The 19980-nt window shown below is 44.3% G+C and carries 15 protein-coding genes; 5 read left to right on the top strand and 10 right to left on the bottom strand.

The features are described from left to right. Positions 1–6 precede the first annotated feature (6 nt). Complete coding sequence (locus tag LDK34_RS07795; protein WP_236941640.1) at positions 7–786, bottom strand: GH25 family lysozyme; 780 nt, start codon at positions 784–786, stop codon at positions 7–9. Positions 787–899: 113 nt separating this feature from the next. Next, on the bottom strand, positions 900–1757 hold the full coding sequence (locus LDK34_RS07790; protein WP_347880576.1) for a MurR/RpiR family transcriptional regulator: 858 nt from the start codon (positions 1755–1757) through the stop codon (positions 900–902). Between the two features lie 187 nt (positions 1758–1944). Between LDK34_RS07790 and gntK the strand changes: the two genes are divergently transcribed. From gntK to LDK34_RS07775, 3 genes are all read left to right on the top strand, one after another. Continuing rightward, complete coding sequence (gntK, locus tag LDK34_RS07785) at positions 1945–3498, top strand: gluconokinase (RefSeq protein WP_236941639.1); 1554 nt, start codon at positions 1945–1947, stop codon at positions 3496–3498. Positions 3499–3769: 271 nt separating this feature from the next. Next, positions 3770–5137 carry a gluconate:H+ symporter gene (locus LDK34_RS07780; RefSeq protein WP_236941638.1) on the top strand — a complete coding sequence of 456 codons (1368 nt, stop codon included), beginning with the start codon at positions 3770–3772 and terminating at the stop codon, positions 5135–5137. A gap of 751 nt (positions 5138–5888) precedes the next feature. Further along, entirely contained in the window at positions 5889–7247 is a 1359-nt protein-coding gene (locus LDK34_RS07775) for a gluconate:H+ symporter (RefSeq protein WP_017262722.1), read from the top strand. Positions 7248–7377: 130 nt separating this feature from the next. On the opposite strand, the gene LDK34_RS07770 is transcribed toward LDK34_RS07775, so the two are convergent. Continuing rightward, positions 7378–9183: a DUF2207 domain-containing protein gene (locus LDK34_RS07770; RefSeq protein WP_236941637.1), complete on the bottom strand. Its 1806-nt coding sequence runs from the start codon at positions 9181–9183 to the stop codon at positions 7378–7380. A gap of 331 nt (positions 9184–9514) precedes the next feature. Here LDK34_RS07770 and LDK34_RS07765 point away from each other — a divergent pair, with 331 nt between their 5' ends. Both LDK34_RS07765 and LDK34_RS07760 read left to right on the top strand, forming a co-directional pair. Then, positions 9515–9763 carry a helix-turn-helix transcriptional regulator gene (locus LDK34_RS07765; RefSeq protein WP_236941652.1) on the top strand — a complete coding sequence of 83 codons (249 nt, stop codon included), beginning with the start codon at positions 9515–9517 and terminating at the stop codon, positions 9761–9763. Between the two features lies 1 nt (position 9764). After that, positions 9765–10118, top strand: coding sequence for a DUF2178 domain-containing protein (locus LDK34_RS07760; RefSeq protein ID WP_236941636.1), 354 nt, complete (start codon positions 9765–9767; stop codon positions 10116–10118). A 70-nt stretch (positions 10119–10188) separates the two neighbouring features. Here LDK34_RS07760 and LDK34_RS07755 read toward each other — a convergent pair whose 3' ends face one another. The 7 genes from LDK34_RS07755 to gatC form a co-directional block, all read right to left on the bottom strand. Next, positions 10189–11199 (bottom strand): methylenetetrahydrofolate reductase, encoded by a 1011-nt coding sequence (locus LDK34_RS07755; protein WP_236941635.1) that lies wholly within the window; start codon positions 11197–11199, stop codon positions 10189–10191. A gap of 14 nt (positions 11200–11213) precedes the next feature. Continuing rightward, on the bottom strand, positions 11214–13520 hold the full coding sequence (metE, locus tag LDK34_RS07750) for a 5-methyltetrahydropteroyltriglutamate--homocysteine S-methyltransferase (protein ID WP_236941634.1): 2307 nt from the start codon (positions 13518–13520) through the stop codon (positions 11214–11216). 525 nt (positions 13521–14045) lie between these two features. Continuing rightward, a complete protein-coding gene (rlmD, locus tag LDK34_RS07745; protein WP_178942188.1) occupies positions 14046–15413 on the bottom strand; it encodes a 23S rRNA (uracil(1939)-C(5))-methyltransferase RlmD in 1368 nt (455 codons plus the stop codon). Between the two features lie 171 nt (positions 15414–15584). Further along, the gene (locus LDK34_RS07740) at positions 15585–16604 is read right to left on the bottom strand and encodes a diacylglycerol kinase (RefSeq protein WP_236941633.1); all 1020 of its coding nucleotides are present in this window, start codon (positions 16602–16604) and stop codon (positions 15585–15587) included. 128 nt (positions 16605–16732) lie between these two features. Beyond that, positions 16733–18160: an Asp-tRNA(Asn)/Glu-tRNA(Gln) amidotransferase subunit GatB gene (gene gatB / locus LDK34_RS07735; RefSeq protein WP_161001087.1), complete on the bottom strand. Its 1428-nt coding sequence runs from the start codon at positions 18158–18160 to the stop codon at positions 16733–16735. Continuing rightward, positions 18160–19629, bottom strand: coding sequence for an Asp-tRNA(Asn)/Glu-tRNA(Gln) amidotransferase subunit GatA (gene gatA, locus LDK34_RS07730; protein WP_236941632.1), 1470 nt, complete (start codon positions 19627–19629; stop codon positions 18160–18162). Before gatA ends, gatB begins: the two co-directional genes overlap by 1 nt. Beyond that, positions 19629–19940, bottom strand: coding sequence for an Asp-tRNA(Asn)/Glu-tRNA(Gln) amidotransferase subunit GatC (gene gatC, locus LDK34_RS07725; RefSeq protein ID WP_161001085.1), 312 nt, complete (start codon positions 19938–19940; stop codon positions 19629–19631). Before gatC ends, gatA begins: the two co-directional genes overlap by 1 nt. Between the last annotated feature and the right edge of the window lie 40 nt (positions 19941–19980).

Genomic DNA, 19980 nt, shown 5'->3' with positions numbered 1-19980 from the left:
CCATCTTTACTCGTTGCTTAATGCATCAAACGATTGCTTACTGCCATTGTATACCATTAGAGACATAGATTGTCGTTCACCAGCCACAATTAGCGAACCATTATCGTCATAGCTGATAAATTGAACGTCCTGAGGACTACGTTTGGCTAATTTGCTATCATCAAGTGAAAACATTGTATGACTCAATTTGCCTTTTAACGCCTGATAGCCATCTGTTGACGTCCACAATAATACTGGTTGCTGATAATCCGTTCTTAATGTCGCTATCATCGCTGTCAAACGTGCCACAGTTCGTTCAATGGCCTTGGCAGACCCAAAACTAGACCCGGTGTCTGGAACAGAAATCATAATTGGCAACGTTCCCGTATCTGACCCAACCTGTTTTTCAAAATAAGTCGTTTGACTGAGCACGGGACTATTGGGGCTGTACACCATGTACACCCCAACTTTCAGTGTATTGCCACTACCGCCACTGCGACTGTAATTACCTGCAAAATCGTCATCCGTATAACGATTGCCGACCGTCGTTTTCAAGTAGACAAATTTAACACCTGTTTTGGACAAGGCCTGGAAGTCTAAAAACCCCGCATCCTGATCAATGGCGGCTCCAGTGACAGGATACTTGGCCATCATTGTCTGATGTCGTAATTGCCACCAGTGAAATACACCATAACCAGCACCGCCAATCAAGCCAACGATAATCAGCACCAATAGCCAACGCCATCGCCGCATACGTCGCTGTTTTAACCGTTGATATATTGAGGCCGACTGCCGCCGACTTCGCACAAATCCCACCACCCTCATGACAAAAGATTAAGCCCTATTCTATCACGTTTACAGGTGGGCGACATTACGAGTTGACTATGATTCATTTTTATTCTGCTATATAAATTCTATAATTACTCGCGAGTCGTTGCCATTGCGTGACGCACATCTTTTAATAAGCCTTCCCCAGACTGAGTACGCGCCCCTTGAGCACCAACCAAAGTAAACAAACTGTCCATAATCGTCAACTGGGCAATCAAAGAACTCATTGACTCACTCCGATAGTTAACTTCTTCCGCAACGGATTGGAACACAATGTTACATTTTTTTGCCAGTGACGAAGCCGGATAACTGGTGATGGCAATCATTGGCACGTGATTAGCTCGCAATTGATCCGCAATCATTAATGTGTCATGGTTACGTCCAGAGTGGGACACGATAATTGCAACATCATCCTTAGTCATCTTAACTGCCTGCATCAACTGAATGTCGACATCAGGGTGAAACTGCGGTTGAACCGTTGTCCGTAAGAACTTATGATACCCATCTAGCGCAACAATTGAAGAGCCACCAAAGCCAAAAAATGACAGAGTATGTGCATTCTTGATCAATTTAATAGCATCCGCTAAATCTTGATCTTTCAATAACGCACGGGTTGCATCCAACGCGTTATCAGCGCCCTGAAATACCTTATCGACGACAACTGACGGCGCATCATCTTCTTCAATTTCACTGAAAAAACTGTCCGTTTGTGCCGCAATGCCACCAAATCCTAGGCTAAACTCACGAAACGAGCGCCACCCAATTCGTTTGACAAACCGACTAACTGTTGCCGTCGATACTTTGACATTCTCCGCTAAATCTTGAATCGTCATTTCACTGGCGGCTGCTGGATTACCGAGAATAAATGAGGCAATCTTCTTATCAGCCCCCGTTAAGTGTTGATAGTTTGCTTTAATCGTACTTACACTAGTTCGTGCGATGATAAACACCGTCCTTTATGAAAATATTCATCCACTTTTATGTAAAAAGTTTTCTAAGAACATTATGCCGCAAACGCTTTCAGATTGCATCAACTTTCACAAATTAAGTGATCGAAACAGTTGTGAACGCTGTCAATTTCGCCTATACTAGCAGGCGTAGATTTAACTAAAAAAGTTTACAAAGGAGTTTATTCATATGGACTATATGGTCGGAATGGACATTGGTACCACGAGTACCAAAGCCGTATTATACGACTTAGACGGTAACGTCTTAGCTTACACGAACAAGCTTTACCCGTTATATCGTGACGCAACGGGGATGGCTGAAGAAGATCCAGAAGAAATTCTTGAAGCTGTTGTGAATGGTTTACAAGAAATTCTACGCAAGGCCGACCTTAAGAATGGCAAGCTTCATGGTGTTTCTTTCTCAAGTGCCAACCAAAGTTTGATTGCACTAGATAAAAACCATAAGCCACTGACGCGTGTCATCACTTGGGCTGATACCCGGGCAACAAAATACGCTGATCAGTTGAAGGCAGACGGCACCGGTAAAACCCTGTATGAGCACACAGGAACACCGATCCACCCAATGTCATTATTATGTAAATTGTTGTGGTTGAAGAATGATCACGCTGACATTTACAAGAAGGCAGCCTACTACTGTGGGATTAAAGAATACATCTTCTACCGTTTATTAAACGTTTGGCAGATGGATATTTCCGTTGCCAGTGGGACTGGGATTTTCAACATCTTCGATCTCGACTGGGATAAAGATGCTTTGGCCTTAACTGGTGTCACTACTGATCAATTGCCTAAGATCGTCGACGGCTATGCCCAATCAACAGGCATGCGCGACGAATATGCAAAAGTTATTGGCTATCCTATGGATGTTCCATTCATCCAAGGTGCCTTTGACGGTGCATTATCCAACTTGGGTGTTAATGCAATTGACGAAGGTGTCGTTGCAGTAACGATTGGTACTTCCGGTGCCGTTCGTGTCGTTACGGACCACCCTGTTATCGATCCAAAGGGTCGCGTTTTCTGTTACGCTTTGACCAAAGATCTATGGGTTGTCGGCGGACCAGTTAATAATGGTGGTGTCGTCTTCCGTTGGGCCCGGGACAATCTGTTTGATGCTGAAAAGAGTACTGCTGCCCTATTGCAAGAAGACTCTTACGACTTGTTAACAGAAATTGCCAAACGTGTACCAGCTGGCTCAGATGGTCTGTTGTTCCACCCATTCCTTGGTGGCGAACGGGCACCAATCTGGGATGCTGACGCCCGTGGTTCCTTCTTCGGTTTGACACAAATGCACACTCGGGCTCACATGATTCGCGCCGTTTTGGAAGGTATCGTTTACAACTTGTACACGGTGCTGTTGGCACTTGAAGAAGTTGTCGGTGAACCTAAGTCCATCATGGCAACTGGTGGGTTTGCCCGTTCTGAACTGTGGCGTCAAATGTTGTCCGATATCTTCGAACAACCTGTCACCATTCCAGAATCATTTGAATCTTCATGTTTAGGTGCTGCTGTCATCGGCATGAAGTCACTGGGCTTAATTGACAACTTAAGCGATGTTAAGAAATTCGTTGGTGAAACTAACACTTATCAACCAAACCCAGAAAACTTCGACGTTTACCGTAAATTAGTACCAATTTACATTCGCCTTAGCCGTCAGCTCCAAACTGAATACACCAACATTGCCAACTTCCAAAAGAAGCATGCGCAACATGGTGAAACACAAGAATAATTGTGTCAACAGAGCAACCTCATTTTGGGGTTGCTTTTTTTGATTCTTTTTGCTTTTGCACAACTAAATTTAAAAGTGTGAAAAATTTTATCGTTCAATTAATATATTAATGTCAGCATTTGCATTACCTTCTTTAAATTTATTTGAAGCGGATTTTTACCGATATTGTAAAGAAATTGCAGAAAATAAATGTAATCGCTTTCCTATTTGGCGAATATCTGGTATTGTTTTTTCAGTTCTTATTTTTTCACTTTGAAAGGAGACATTAATCATGTCTGCAGCTTTACCTTTTATAGTGTTGTTCTTGGGAATTGCCCTTTTATTAGTTCTCATTATTCGCTTTAAGATCAACACTTTCTTAGCCCTAGTTATCACTGCTGTATTGGTTGCACTTGGTCTTGGGATGCCAATGGATAAAATTGCCACGTCCATTCAAACCGGTATCGGCAGTCAGTTAGGTGAACTCTCCATCGTCTTCGGTTTTGGGGCCATGCTTGGCCGCTTAGTCGCCGATGCTGGTGGTGCTTACCGAATCGCAACGACTTTAATCAAACGCTTTGGTAAAAAACGTTTGCAACTCGCCGTTGTGTTGGCTTCCTTTATTATCGGGATTGCCCTCTTCTTCGAAGTTGGTTTAGTCCTCTTGATTCCTATCGTCTTCGCCATCGCGGTTGAAGCCGAAGTGCCAATTCTTTACTTAGGAATCTCCATGGCAACAGCATTGTCTGTTACCCACGGATTCTTACCACCTCACCCAGCCCCAGTTGCCATTTCTGCAGCTTTGCACGCCAACGTTGGTCGGGTTCTGTTATTCGGGATTATCTTAGCGATTCCAACGGTTTACATTGCTGGTCCATTATTCACTAAGTTAGCTCAACGTTACGCACCCTCTGCGTTTGAACAAAAAGGTAACCTTTCCTCACTTGGTGAAATCAAAGAATTCAAGTTGGAAGAAACTCCTAGCTTTGGTTTAGCCGTATTGACATCCCTGTTCCCAGTTATCTTCATGGCCATCACCACGCTGTACCAATTGATCTTCACCGGTGGTGAATTGCCAAAGAACCCAAGTGCAATGGACCAGTTCATTGCGTTCATTGGTAGTCCAAGTATCGCCATGATTTTGTCACTATGTTTCGCAATGTGGTCCATGGGTTGGCATCGTAACCGTGCTACCAAAGACATCATGACTTCCATGGAAAACGCCGTTAAGTCCATCGCTATGTTGCTGTTAGTTATTGGTGGTGGTGGTGCCTTCAAGCAAGTGCTGATCGACGGTGGCGTTGGTAAAGCCGTTGCCACAATGTTCCTTCACACAAACTTCAGTCCACTGTTACTTGGTTGGTTAGTTGCCGTTATCTTACGGATCGCTTTAGGTTCAGCCACGGTTGCTGCTTTAACAGCCGCTGGGATTGTTGCCCCATTGATGGCACAATCTGGTGTGGATCCTGCCCTGATGGTTATCGCCATTGGTTCTGGTTCATTGGCTGCATCTCATGTTAACGACGCTGGTTTCTGGATGTTCCGTGAATACTTCGACTTAACTGTTAAGCAAACGTTGAGTATATGGACGGTACTGGAGTCAATCATTGCCGTCTGTGGGATTATCGGGGTTATGATTCTAAACGTCATTTTCCACTAAACGCTCGATTTAAAATTTATTAGTCATTATTTCAAACGATACTCATCAAATTTGAGTGTCGTTTTTTTGCGTGAAAGAAAGATGGAATAGACATTTCGTTACGCCAGTCAGGAACGCCGTTTCATGGGACCAACTAAAGCCCCAGGACCGGTCTTGAGTTTCGATTCTGAGCCCAAGTTCGGTCTCAGAAGTCGTCCTGCATGACTAAGTGGCCCAATACCGTCCACTAAGTCATGCCTTCACGAAACTCTGTTCCTAACTGGCTTCACTAACTGTTGATGTTAAAAAAATGACTACCTAATTCAAATTAAATACTTGCGATTGAAGAATTGGTCTAAATTCATTACAAATTTTTCGTCTATTAGATGCCTCAATGTAGCTGAAGGGCGTCAGCATAGAAACCAAGTCGTGAAAATGTTGTTAATCAGGCGCTTCCTGCCGGATTTACAACATGGACGGACAACGAGACTCGGGTTCTCACGAGGCTTGTTGACGAGGTGAAAGACTCCTGGGGCTTTAGGAGGCTTAAACCGGTCCCACGATGAGCGTTTCTATGCTGACAACCGTAAGCGGCAGAAAACTACAAACCACCAGTTAAATTTCACAATGAAATAATCGTTTGATAACCCTGAAAACTATTTACATTTTTTGCCATTATCCTGTTTAAGAATGAGTTTCGGACGAGTACAATGGTTGGAGTTGGTTTTTTTACTTACCAAAAGTCTTTACATTTGAGAGGAAAGTTTTGATTATGACGCCATTTATTGTTCTAATTCTTGGTATCGCCTTGTTACTGGTATTGATTATCCAGTTCAAGCTCAACACGTTCGTTTCCTTGATTGTGACGTCGATTTTGGTGGCCCTGGGTCTTGGCATGAACCCAGCAGCCATCGCGACGTCCATCAAGAACGGGATTGGTAGCTCACTTGGTGAGTTAGCCATCGTGTTCGGGTTTGGGGCGATGATTGGTCGGCTTGTGTCCGACTCTGGTGGTTCTTACCGAATTGCCAAAACGTTGATTAACGCGTTTGGTAAAAAACGGTTGCAACTTGCAATCGTGGTTGCCTCCTTCATTATTGGGATGTCCTTATTCTTTGAAGTTGGCCTTGTCCTACTAACACCAATCGTGTTCGCTGTTGCGCTAGAAGCCGAAGTCCCATTCGTCTACTTGGGTATTTCAATGGCTGCTGCTTTGTCAGCAACGCAAGGCTTCTTGCCACCGCAACCTGCTCCAACGGCTGTCTCAACAGCTTTGGGTGCTAATACTGGTAACGTGCTGTTACTCGGTATTATCGTGGCGATTCCCTGTGTGATCATTGCCGGTCCTGTATTTACGCGGATCATGCAACGTTTGGAACCAGGCGTATTCGTTATTAAAAAAGAATTACCGGCCTTTGGTGAGGTTAAGGAATACAACTTGGATGAAACACCTAGTTTCGGCTTGGCCGCCCTTACCTCATTGTTCCCCGTTATTTTCATGGCTATTTCGACCATTTATACGATGACGGCTTTGCATGGGATTAAACCCGCTCATCCGCATGGTCTTGCTTCGATCATGATTATGCTCGGTGACCCCGTCATTGCGATGGTCATCTCGCTATTATTCGCAATCTGGTCAATGGGTTTCTCCCGTGGTCGGACAATGAAACAGATTAGTGGCACGATTGAAGATGCCATCAAGTCGATTGCCATGTTGTTAATGGTTATCGGTGGTGGTGCCGCCTTCAAGCAAGTTTTGATTGATGGTGGTGTTGGTAAAGCCGTTCAACAAATGATGTCACATTCTAGCCTATCACCGCTAATTCTGGGTTGGCTAATAGCGGTCATTCTGCGTGTTGCCCTTGGCTCTGCCACGGTTGCCGGTATGACTGCAGCGGGTTTAGTTGTTCCGTTGATGCATGCATCTGGTGCTAACCCCGCATTAATGGCATTAGCTATTGGTGCTGGTTCACTAGCTGCCTCACACGTCAACGATGCTGGTTTCTGGATGTTCTCTGAGTACTTCGATTTGACGGTTAAGCAAACGTTGAGTATTTGGACCGTGTTGGAAACCATCATTTCTGTGGTCGGTTTACTGATGGTGCTCTTACTCAGTGTGTTTGTTCACTAAATTAATTCCATTTGTTAATAACAAAAGATCCACAGTATCATGGTCATGTGACCGCGATACTGTGGATCTTTTTTTCACTCAGCTATTTAAAAATGTCTTCCGGTCAAACGTAAATTCACCATCAGATGCTTTAGAAGGCACCACCACCGGAGCCACCGCCAAAACCGCCTGAACTCCCACCAGAGAATCCGCCCGAGCCACCAGACAGGCTGGAAGCTTGCGTATTGCTGGCCGAAATTGATGACGACAAGCCATTACTAAAACCAGTATCAAAACTACTGTCAAAACCGCCGAAACCGTAATACAGTGGGAAAATCATCCCTGTCTTCATCAGCGCATCACTGCCAAACTCAACGGCTAAGGCCTGCGTGACTTTTTCAGCTAAACCAAGTGCCGCCGCATATGGTAATATTTGTTCCCAGATTACAATGTCACCAACTTTAGCCGTATCAAAGTGGCCAATATCGTTTAACATTCGTTTGAAACCCAGCAATTCATTGTGCAGTTGGTCACCTTCCAGCGTGTAACGACTGATGACACGTCGTTGCCACAGCGCACAGCCCCAGACCAAAACACTTAAACCAACTGCCACAATCCACACGCCTAACCGAATTGTTGGCAGGTTTGTCGCAATGAGAACCGCTAACGCAGATAGTGCACTCGTCACAATAGCGACGGTCAACCACCATTTTCTCAATGCGACATTATGATCGTCGTAATACTTTCTTGCCTCATCTTCTACCCGATCCTGCCACGAAATAAACCGCCCATTCAAACGCCCGCTTTGATCGCGTTGACCAAAGGTTTTTAAATCTTTCAATGAGACATATTCACCATCGCCTACTTCTGTAATCAGAAAATCGGTCAGTGGCTCAGAAATTTCCTTTTGTTTTGTAATGATGTAGGTCTTGTCTTCCGGTTTAATAGTAATTTCACCGTTGCCAGCTTCAGTCATTAAGGTTCCCGTATACGCCTTGGTCGTCGGCGCTTTGTCCGTAATTAACCGCGCCGCCACGGCTGGTGATACAGTTGGTACTTCATACCAATGATTAACTGGAATTGGAGTGGGATGCCGGTTTACTGGCCGGCGAGTGAAGTAAATCAACGAACCACCGAGCAATACAACTAGCATCACTCCCACAGCACTCAACATCCCAACATTCACTCGTTGCGACTGTTGTCGCTTACGGTTGGCTGTCGCCGCCAGGTCACGTTCATGCTTACGAGCTTGTTCTTTCATTGGCTGATTAACAATGTTAGTATTCGTGGCCGTCACTGAGGTCGGGAATAATAGGTCCGTTTCAACGAATTGATTGGCAGGAATACTAGGCACTGTGATATTAACCCTACCGGATGCCTTCTCAACCGTTGTTTTACCATTTAACGGTCCATGAACCCAAGCTTGTAAACCGTTCACAGGTTGTGTTGGCAATTTAATCGTAATGTGCACGTTATTCAGTGCCACGTCCCATCCCTGACCAATAACTTTCCAATTTAAGCGAGCGGTGTCCGCATAATTTGTGACTACGCCATGTAAACGATAACGATATGTAAACGTGGCGCTTTTATCACTGATTTTGTGAAAGACCTTAAGTTGCAAATCGTTGGAATTCAGTGTCCGCTGAAACGAATTGTCGCGCTCATCTGTCTGCTCACTCAACGTTTGCTCAGAACCACCCTGGTTTTGAACCGTCACTCGAGGCGTATCAACACCCTTCAACCCCTTTAGATCTTGTTTTACAAATACGCCATTGAAATGGCCGTCAAAGTTGTAAGTAATGCGTTGTGTAAAATCAGCATCTCCGTTCTCTAAAACATTAACGTTCGCAACGTACTTATCGATTGTATATGACCCATCGGCCATACTAGTGATTGGCAATAAAAAGACCCAACCAATTACAATCATCAAACTAAGCCACCAGTGCTTCGCTTTCATGATGCACCCTCCCGCATTGCTATTAGGCTTAGTTTACCATGAAGCCGTTATCGAATACCGATGAGATGCTTAAATTCGTGTTCGCGGTTGCTCTCGTTTATCGGTCAGTCTAATCATGATCAGGTATATTGACCGTGGAACCGAAATGATGGCTCTAGGTAGTTTTACATCGAAATCAATGACTAAAAACAGACATATTGTATTACACATTTTCATCAGTTGTAGATACCATGATGCCTTTTTAAAGGTATTCATAGCTAAAGCTCCGATAGGCAATTAAATGTCAGTTCTCTCAAAACAATACTTTACTTTTGGTAAAGTATTGTTTACCATGATTGTTGAGGTGATCACTATCGCTAGCAAACAAAATCCAGGTCTCACCATCACCAACAAGGTTTACGAATACCGCGTGTTAAATCATCTGTCTCAAATCGCTTTGGCCAAAGCAGTCGGTGTTAGTAAACAAACAATCTTGGTAATGGAAAAAGGTAATTACTCACCGACATTGAAATTAGCCTTTGAAATTGCAATTTTTTTCAAGGTGGATATTACCGACATTTTTGGTTATAAGGAGAACTAATATGCAAATTAAATCATTATCAGATATCCCAGATGCTCTGTTTTGGCCGCTGAAACAATGGGTTGAGCAAAGCAATCTTAATTTGAACATCCTTGTTGGCTTCAGTTTAATCCTGATTGTGCTAATCACACTCGGATGGTCCATCATGACTCGGAAAATCGGCAAGGTACAAGATGAACGTACTGCAAAAATCTATTTAACTGCCTCATCTATCATGCTTTCCGCTAATCTTGCTTGTGACATTATTTTCCCAACTGATTATCTCATGAACCAATTTCGAATGATTAAATACATAATTATGTTTTTGGCTGGACTTATTTACCTATTTACTAAGTATAGAAAAGAAATCCGTTAACATTGTTTAAAATGACCAACTAAAAAATTCCATATCGACGTAGAGCAAATTTGCGTCGGTATGGAATTTTTCAATTTATCTTACTTGCACTGTATTCCCTAACCGTTTCACTGTCACGCTGTCTAATATGCGTCACCAGTTTTGCCGCAATCTTATACCGATTAAACGGTGTAACCACATGAACGCCATCAAATCGATCACAGATTGCATCCGCAATTTCTTCAGCAATTTGCAGACCAACTTCATGTTCATTGCCGTCGATCTCGGCCTGAGCCATTCGATCCAGTACAGATTGAGGCAAACTCATCCCCGACACATGCTCGTTTAAGAACTCAGCATTCCGTTTGGACATTAACGGCTGAACGCCAACAAACACGGGAATCTGTAACCCACATTGTGAGAAAGCATCTGCCAATTCATTAACTCTGGCGATATCAAACACTGGCTGTGTGATGAGATAATCGGCCCCACAGTCGATTTTCCGTTTGATCCCGCGAGTTGCCAAAACACCATTGGTAATTTTAGGACTAAAGGCTGCCGCTACACAGAAATTAGGGCGGTCATCTAAGTACTTCCCGCTTGGACTAACACCAGTGTTATATTGCTTAATCAGTTTAATGAGGCCTAACGCATTAACGTCCCTGACTGAAGTAGCACCCGGAAAATCGCCTTCCCTAGCAGGATCTCCAGCAATCGCCAGAATATCGTCAATTCCCAAACTGTGTAATCCCATAATTTCAGACTGAATGCCAATTAAATTATGATCACGGGTCGTAAGGTGCACGATGGGATGAATACCGTATTCCAATTTCAACTTAGCAGCAACGGCCACATTACTCACCCGAACAGCTGCCAGTGAATTATCCGCCAGCGTAATTGCGTCCACTCCTGCATCACGTAAACGCTCCGCACCACGATAAAAGCTTGCCGTTTTAAATGTCGTCGGTGGATCCATTTCCACAAGAACGCTCTTATGACCTACGGACGGATGGAGGAAAGAATGTTCCGTTTGTGCTTCATCTGTATGTGTCAATCGATGCCCATCATCCGTTAACTTTTGGTGCTCTGCGTCAGCCACCATGGCAACGCCCCCTATTACTTTGTCGGTTCCGCTAAACTAGCGCGAACATTATCACGTGCAGCAATCATGTTCTTTAAGGCTGCCAACGTTTCTGGTTCCTGACGCGTCTTCAAACCACAGTCAGGGTTGATCCAGAATTGATGAACGTCGATAACACGCAATGCCCGCTCAATGTTTGCCTGAATTTCTTCAACAGAAGGTACCCGTGGACTGTGAATGTCGTAAACACCAAGCCCGATTTCTTTATCATAGTGTGTCTTTTCAAACGAACTGATGATTTCACCGTGACTCCGAGATGTTTCAATCGAAATCACATCCGCGTCAAGTGCACTAATCGTGCCGATGATGTCTTCAAAGTCTGAATAACACATATGCGTGTGAATCTGGGTGTCATCACGAACACCAGTCGTCGTAATCTTGAATGAGTAAACCGCTTCATCCAGGTATGGCTTCCAGTTCCGTTTCTTTAGTGGCAACCCTTCACGCAACGCAGGTTCGTCAACTTGAATAATCTTGATGCCAGCCTTTTCCAAGTTAATCACTTCTTGACGCAGCGCTAATGCGATTTGGTTTTGAACCTGGGCCTTACTAATGTCATCACGGACAAAGCTCCAGTTAATAATCGTTAATGGTGCCGTGAGCATTCCTTTAACTGGTTTGTCCGTCAAGCTTTGTGCGTAGACGCTTTCCTTAACTGTAATTGGTTTCGTGTAAGCGACGTCACCGAAAATTACTGGCGGCCGTACCCCACGTGAACCGTACGATTGAACCCAGCCATTTTGCGTCGCATAAAAACCCGTCAGTTTCTGACCAAAGTATTCAACCATGTCAGTCCGTTCAAACTCACCATGGACCAATACATCCAGTCCAAGGTCCTCTTGGATACCAATCCAACGTTTGATTTCAGACTTGATAAAGTCTTCATATTCGGCATCCGTAATATTGCCCTTCCGCCAAGCAGCTCGTTTGGAACGAACCAATTTGCTTTGCGGAAAACTGCCAATACTTGTCGTTGGCAATAACGGTAATTGCAGCTTCTTATGTTGTAGTGCAATCCGCGTTGAGAATGCGCTGTGCCGTTCAAACGTTTCGTTGGCCAAGTTGGCTTCCGCAGCACGGACTTCAGCGTTGTTCCGGTGTTCAGATTCATTTAACGCCTTGAGTGCGGCAGCATTCTTGGTGAATTCTTTTGAAACTGCCTGTTGGCCTTCATTAGCGGCCTTAGTCAAAACCGTCAATTCATGTAGCTTCTCATCAGCAAAGGCTAACCCACCTAATAACACAGGATCGATCTTCGTTTCATTCTTTGTCGTGATTGGTACATGAAGTAATGAGTTAGCAGGCTGCAACCACAAATGATTGTTGTCAACGACACCCTGCAATTTCTTAATTAAGGCCAGTTTGTCAGCAAAATTGCTTGTCCAAATATTGTGACCGTCGATAATACCAGCAGCCAATACCTTGTCGCTTGGGAAACCGTCCTTCAACACGTGCTGTAAGTTCTCATCGTTGTCGTGCACAAAATCGAGTCCGATTGCCTGAACGGGTAATTTGGTAACAGCTTCATAGGGATCAATGCTGTCAAAGTACGTTTGCAGTTCGATATTGATTGATGGTGCCGCTTGACGAAGTGCGTTTAGAGCCGTTTCGTAAGGTTTAACTTCTGCTGCCGTCGCAACCTTAACCAGCGTTGGTTCGTCCACCTGAACCCACTTAACACCGGCCTGAGCCAATTCGGTAAAGACTTGTTCGTAAAGTGGCAACAATTGTGGCAGTAATTCATCAACAGCATCTGCATCCAGGTAATCACCATTCCGTTTGCCCAGTTTTAACAACGAAATTGGACCAAGGATAACTGGCTTCCCATCGATTCCTAATTCAGTTTTGGCTTCGTTGTAGAACCGTAACCAACGATTATCCAATAATTCAAAATGAGGCTGGTCATATTCTGGCACGATATAGTGGTAATTGATGTTGAACCATTTTGTCATTTCTGACGCGACAGCATCCTTTGTCCCACGTGCGATGGCATAATACTCATCCAACGTTAATCGTTTGTGGAAGCTACCGTAGCGTTCTGGGACGATGCCAAAAGCCGCAATCGTATCCAGCACATGATCATAGTCTGAATTATCGGCAACCGGAATTAAATCCAAACCTGCTGCCTGTTCCTTTTTCAAATTGGCCAAACGCAATGCTTTCGTTTCTGTATGAAATTCCGGTTCATCAATCTTGCCTGCCCAGTAGTGTTCCAACGTCTTTTTCCATTCACGTTTTTCCCCTAACCGCGGGTAACCAAGATTGCTACTAATAACTGTCATGTATGACACTCCTTCTCGTTTAAATGCTTTTGATAATCGACAAAAAAACGGTAGCTTCATCCTACAAAAAGGACGAAGCTACCGTTCGTGGTACCACCTTAATTTTGTCACAAGCTCACACTTGTAACCTTATCCCGTACATTTTCATACGGTAGCAGGATAACGACTGCTGGTCGTTGTCACTTTGCCATTAAGGTTCAGCGGCACCGTTTAGAGGCCATTGTTCATCTTTCACCGCGTGACTTGTTCCCACCCTGCAAGCTCTCTATCTCGTTGGTTAAAGATTACTTTTCTCATCAATACGTTTTCAATGACTTGAATCTACACTCGATTTTCATTAAAGTCAAGGTGTTTTCTAATGATAACTTAATTAATGGGATATGTTCTCTATAATTCCAAAGAGATTGATTGCGTATTATTCACAGTCAACAAGATTCTAATCATCTATTATTATCGTAATGCAAATGAAAAATGGCAGTGCTCAACAAATTGTTGAACTGCCATTTTTCATTTGTCAGTATTCAATTAGTCCTTCACCAAACTGACAACACATTCAATGCTAGTTGTTTGTGGGAACTGGTCCACTGGTTGAATGTCGCCATCAACGTGATAGCCGTGATCCATGAACACTTGAATATCACGAACCAACGTCGCTGGGTTACAGCTGACGTAAACAACGCGACTCGGTTTAACAGCCGTGGCAGCTTCGATGAATTCTGGTGCCAGCCCCTTACGTGGTGGATCAACCATGATAACGTCCGCTTTCAAGCCGGCTTCTTGCCACCGTGCCATTTGGTTTTCAGCTTTGCCGACAACAAAGTCAACGTTATCGATGTGATTCAAATTAGCATTGGTCTTGGCGTCACTGATGGCCGTTTTAACCATTTCAACACCATACACATGTTTAGCATGCTTGGCCACCGCCAAAGAGATTGTGCCGATACCACAGTAAGCGTCAATGACAGTCTCTTCACCCGTTAACTGTGCCTTATCGATAGCAAATTGATACAGTTTTTCCGTTTGCTGTGGGTTAACTTGGTAGAATGAGTGAGCTGAAATTTCAAACGTCAACCCCATCAATTGGTCATGAATGACGGGACTACCGAAGTGAATTCGATCCGTGTCACCTAACAATACGTTCGTTTGTTGTGGATTAACATTTTGAATGATGCTCTTCACTTCTGGCAAAGCCTTCGTGATTTCAGCAACTAATTCATTCACCATCGACAATTTATGTGTCCGCGTAACAATGACAATCATCATTTCGTGACTGTAATAGCCTCGACGCACCATGATGGTTTTAATCACACCGGTGTTGTTAGTTTCATCATACGCGTCCAGATGGAAACGACGTAAGAGATCACGCACGACAATAATGGCTTCGTCAATTTTAGGATCCTGAATATAGAAATCCTCAATTGGCACAACCGTGTGAGAGCCACGTTTGTAAAAACCAGTTTCGATTTGACCATTGATCTCACGAACCGGCACTTGCGCCTTGTTACGATAATGATAAGGCGTCTCCATCCCCACCGTCTTGGCAACATCAATATCCAGGTGTGACTTCTTTAACAATTCAACCACTTGGTGTTGTTTGAAGGCCAATTGACCTTCGTAACTCAAGTGTTGCAGGGGCGCAATCCCAGTTTGGGTGTAAGTCACATTGACACTATCAACACGTTGCGGACTCTTTTCGATAAACTTAACGACTCGGCCGAAAGCGTATGTTTTCGCCACTTTGGTTACTGCAAATACAACTTTTTCATTAGGCAATGCGTTCGTAATAAAGATCGGAAAATCTTCTATCTTAGCGACACCCATCCCTTGATAGGTTAGGTCGATAATATCGCCTGTATACTCTTGGTTTTTAGCAACTGGTGCTTTGAATTTCATTAATTATTTCCTTTCGACTTTTGCGACGGTCACTCAACGGAATTTTTTAAACGAACAAAAACAGTCCGCTGTAAAATTTTCGAACCAAACTAGTATAGCATGCCAACTCACTTAAAAGAAGTGCAAAACAGCGGATCCACATTTAAGCGAACCCGCTGCTGAGATACATCACTATTTTTTTGTGTCGTCTGTCTGACCTTCTGGCAACTTGTCAACTTCCTCAACAAACTTCCGGGCATCTTCTTCGATGGCCCGGTCCTCACCGGTCAACTGTTCATCGGGAATCGCATCCAAATCAGCAAACATTTCAATGTGCTGTTTGTGATCAATGAACGTCATCGGCGCATCACCACCGTATTCCCCGTCCAAATTAATCATCATCCGGTCGGAGTTAAGTGGCTTAGCAATCACTTTGCTGGTCTTCTTGTAAATGACCAACGGATCATTAATGTGTCGGCCACCGTTTAAGACTAGTGTCATCAGCCGCAACAGTTGTGGCATGCTGGCCGTTTTGACAATGAGCAAACTGAATTTACCATCATCAAGCGATGCATCGGGCACAATTTGTTCGAACCCACCGATTGAATTCGTCAATCCCAATAAGAACATCGAAGCTTCACCTTCGAACTTACCATCGTCGTACTCAATCGACATTTGAATCGGTTTAATTTGCGGTAATAATTCAGCACCCTTAACCAAGTATGCAAGGTAACCAAAAATCGTCTTCATATCCGATGGCACATCGTATGTCAGTTCAGTCAACAAACCGCCACCAGCGATGTTGATAAAGTACGTTTCGCCAGCCTGACCGATATCCATCTTCACGGTTTGATTCTTAAGCACAACTTTAGCAGCGTTCAATGGCTCATCACGTGGAATCCGCAATGCCCGAGCGTAGTCATTAGTGGTACCAGCTGGAATAATCGCCATTTTAGGCCGCTTCTCAAGTCCGGCAATTCCGTTGACGACTTCGTTAATCGTCCCGTCACCACCGGCTGCCACCACTAGATCAAACCCTTCTAGGGCAGCACGATGCGCCTCATTTTTAGCTGAATCCGGCTCTGGTGTGGTCGCATACGCACTAGTCTCGTAACCGGCCTGTTCAAAGACGTTCAGTATATCGATTAAATCTCTTTTGAGTGCTTCGCGTCCTGACGTTGGGTTGTAGATGACCCGTGCGCGTTGTCCCATGTTTCATTGCCTCCACTGCAAACTGTCTTAGTCATTCCGTTTAATAATTTTAATGCTATGTACAAACCCCGTTGTAAGGTTCACAACGAGGTTTAATTTTAACCGCTTCTGATTAAAATAACAATCGTTTAACGCGCATTCAATGAAGTCATTAACAACTTGTTAACAATCTTCGGATTAGCCTGCCCGTGTGTTTGCTTCATAATCTGACCAACTAAGAAGCCAACAGCACGATCTTTACCATTCTTAAAGTCTTCAATCGATTGGGCATTAGCGTCCAACACACCATCGATAATCGGCTGCAATTGAGCTGGATCTGACAATTGAACCAGGTTATGTGCTTTGACATAATCATTTGGTTCCTCACCATCCATGATCGCCTTAAAGACCTTTTTAGCCATCTTGGATGAAATCGTACCATCCATTTGCAACTTGATCATGCCGGCCAAGTGGTCTGGCGTCAATTTCGTATCTTGCAGATCCAAATGATTATCATTCAGATAGGCGTTAACGTCCCCTTGCAGATAGTTTGACGTCAATTTAGCGTCTGCACCTTGTGCCACGGCCGCCTCAAAGAAGTCAGACATTTCCTTGGTCTGTGTCAGCACCATGGCGTCATAGTCAGTCAAACCAAGGTCATCAACATAGCGTTGGCGACGACGTTCTGGCATTTCCGGCATCGTTTCCTCGATCTGTTTGATCCAGTCATCCGCAATTTCAACGTTAGGAATATCTGGTTCTGGGAAGTAACGGTAATCATCCGCACCTTCCTTAACACGCATCAGGATGGTTTCGTTAGAAGCTTCATCGTAACGACGTGTTTCCTGTTGAATTTGACCGCCAGACAATAAAACACGTTGCTGACGTTGTTCTTCAAACTGAAGGCCCTTCTTCACATAGTTGAAGGAGTTCAAGTTTTTCAGTTCTGTCTTTGTCCCAAACTTGTCCGTTCCATAAGGGCGAATCGAAATATTGACATCGACACGCATGGAACCTTCTTCCATCTTCACGTCAGAAACACCAGTAAACTGAATTCGTTGACGCAAAGTCTCAAGGTAAGCGTAGGCTTCATCAGGTGAAGCAATGTCAGGCTTCGACACAATTTCAATCAATGGTGTCCCCTGACGGTTTAAATCGACGTAGGAATACCCATTAGGATTATGCGTGTTTTTACCCGCATCTTCCTCAATGTGCATCTCTTCGATCCCGATTTTCTTTTTCTTACCGTCCACGTCAATTTCAATCCAACCATTTTGTGCTAATGGCACATCTGATTGTGAAATTTGATAAGCCTTGGGGTTATCTGGATAGAAGTAGTTTTTCCGATCAAAGTGCGTATGCTGATTGATCTTAGCATGAAGGGCCAAAGCCGCGCGCATACCGTATTCCACTACCCCTTTGTTGGGCGTTGGTAAAACACCAGGATATCCCCAGTCAATCACATTAGTATTGGCATTAGGGTTGTCCCCAAACTCAACGGGTGACGGACTAAAAATCTTTGAATTCGTTTTAAGTTCAACGTGGACTTCTAGTCCAATCGTCGTTTGAAAATTCATTAAGCACGCCCTCCTTTGCTCATTGATGGCTTCAATTCGTGGAATGTCGTGTTCTGTTCAAACGCAAACGCTGTGTTCAAAACGCGACTTTCATCAAATGGACGGCCAATGACTTGTAAACCAACCGGTAGACCATCTACCAAGCCAGCAGGCACTGAAACGGCAGGCAGACCAGCCAAGTTAGCAGGAACCGTCAACATGTCGTTCATGTACATCGTCATCGGATCCTTAGTTTCGGCACCAATACCAAAGGCCGGTGTTGGTGCAGTTGGTCCGACAATGACATCGTAATCATCGAACACTTTCTTAAAGTCTTCAATGATTAGTGTCCGAATCTTAGCCGCTTTCATAAAGAACGCATCGAATGAACCAGCAGATAATGCAAAGGTTCCTAACATAATCCGGCGTTTAACTTCATCACCAAATCCTTCGGAACGGGTCTTAACGTACAGTTCTTCCAAATTCTTAGCATTTGGTGTGCGGTATCCATAACGAATTCCGTCAAACCGCTGTAAGTTTGAAGACGCTTCAGACGGTCCAAGAATGTAGTAAGCCTGAATTCCGTGGGTACTGTGTGGCAAACTAACTTCATCCACTGTTGCACCCAACGCTTCAAGTTTCTTAATCGCGGTCTTAATCTGATCACGAACGCCTTCGTCGATTCCTTCACCAAGGAATTCCTTAGGCACACCAATCTTTAAGCCCTTGATGTCGCCAGACAAACCAGCCACATAGTCCGGCACTTCTTTGCTGGATGAAGTGGCGTCACGTTCATCACGACCCGCAATCACATTCATCATAGCAGCGGCATCCGTCACGTTCTGGGTCATTGGACCAATTTGGTCTAATGATGACGCAAACGCAATCAATCCCCAACGGCTGACGCGGCCATACGTTGGCTTCAAACCAACGATTCCGTTGAAAGCGGCCGGTTGGCGAATTGAACCACCAGTGTCAGAACCCAGAGCAGCTAGCACATCGCCAGCCGCAACCGTAGCTGCAGAACCACCCGAAGAACCGCCGGGCACTTTAGTTGTATCCCAAGGATTATGAACAGTCCCGAAGTAAGAAGTTTCAGTTGAGCCACCCATGGCAAATTCATCCAGGTTGGTTTTCCCAATTGTAACGGCGCCAGCAGCGCGTAAACGCGTCACAACATCTGCATCATATACAGGTTTAAAGTTGTACAGGATTTTAGAAGCGGCTGTTGTCAGCAAGCCCTTAGTCGTTAAGTTATCCTTGTATGCAACCGGCACACCAGAAAAGACGTTATCCGCATCAATTCCGCTTTCATCAGCCTGTTTCGCCTGTGCCAATGCTTCATCATCGTTCACCGTCACATAAGCATTTAAGGCGTCTTCATGATCATGAATATTAGTTAGCGTTTGTTGCGTTAATTCAGTGGCAGATAAGTCTTTATTAACGAGCGCTTGATGAAGCTCAGTTAAATTATCAAACTGTTGTGTCATTAGGCGTCCTCACTTTCGTCAATAATTGCGGGCACCTTAATAAAACCATCTTCGGTTTCAGGAGCTTCGTTAATTAACGCATCTTTTTGGTGGGCGTTCACTGCAACGTCTTCACGTAAAATTGCAGTCGCGTCGGCCATGTTGGTTGTCGGCTTCACATCATCTGTGTTGACCTCGTTCAAACCATCAATCATGGTAATAATTTCGTCCAGTTGACTAGTAAACTTGCTGGCCTGTTCATCGGTCAACGAAAGTTTTGCCAGTTCGGCAACGTGCTCAACTTCAGCACGTGAAATTGGTTCTTCTGCCATGCCCATCCCTCTTTCTGTAAAAAGTTGTCACTATCTCTAA

This window comes from Furfurilactobacillus milii (assembly GCF_021654115.1).
GTDB classification, from domain to species: domain Bacteria; phylum Bacillota; class Bacilli; order Lactobacillales; family Lactobacillaceae; genus Furfurilactobacillus; species Furfurilactobacillus milii.
Note: the sequence above shows the minus strand (reverse complement) of the source record. Positions and strands in the feature narration are given on the sequence as shown.

Bases quoted from the DNA above. Each gene is read 5' to 3' on its own strand.
- metE (WP_236941634.1), bottom strand. From the start codon at position 13,520: ATGACAGTTATTAGTAGCAATCTTGGTTACCCGCGGTTAGGGGAAAAA.
- gatA (WP_236941632.1), bottom strand. From the start codon at position 19,629: ATGACACAACAGTTTGATAATTTAACTGAGCTTCATCAAGCGCTCGTT.
- LDK34_RS07780 (WP_236941638.1), top strand. From the start codon at position 3,770: ATGTCTGCAGCTTTACCTTTTATAGTGTTGTTCTTGGGAATTGCCCTT.
- gatB (WP_161001087.1), bottom strand. From the start codon at position 18,160: ATGAATTTTCAAACGACGATTGGACTAGAAGTCCACGTTGAACTTAAA.
- LDK34_RS07740 (WP_236941633.1), bottom strand. From the start codon at position 16,604: ATGGGACAACGCGCACGGGTCATCTACAACCCAACGTCAGGACGCGAA.
- rlmD (WP_178942188.1), bottom strand. From the start codon at position 15,413: ATGAAATTCAAAGCACCAGTTGCTAAAAACCAAGAGTATACAGGCGAT.
- LDK34_RS07760 (WP_236941636.1), top strand. From the start codon at position 9,765: ATGCAAATTAAATCATTATCAGATATCCCAGATGCTCTGTTTTGGCCG.
- gntK (WP_236941639.1), top strand. From the start codon at position 1,945: ATGGACTATATGGTCGGAATGGACATTGGTACCACGAGTACCAAAGCC.
- LDK34_RS07765 (WP_236941652.1), top strand. From the start codon at position 9,515: ATGATTGTTGAGGTGATCACTATCGCTAGCAAACAAAATCCAGGTCTC.
- LDK34_RS07775 (WP_017262722.1), top strand. From the start codon at position 5,889: ATGACGCCATTTATTGTTCTAATTCTTGGTATCGCCTTGTTACTGGTA.
- gatC (WP_161001085.1), bottom strand. From the start codon at position 19,940: ATGGCAGAAGAACCAATTTCACGTGCTGAAGTTGAGCACGTTGCCGAA.
- LDK34_RS07770 (WP_236941637.1), bottom strand. From the start codon at position 9,183: ATGAAAGCGAAGCACTGGTGGCTTAGTTTGATGATTGTAATTGGTTGG.
- LDK34_RS07755 (WP_236941635.1), bottom strand. From the start codon at position 11,199: ATGGTGGCTGACGCAGAGCACCAAAAGTTAACGGATGATGGGCATCGA.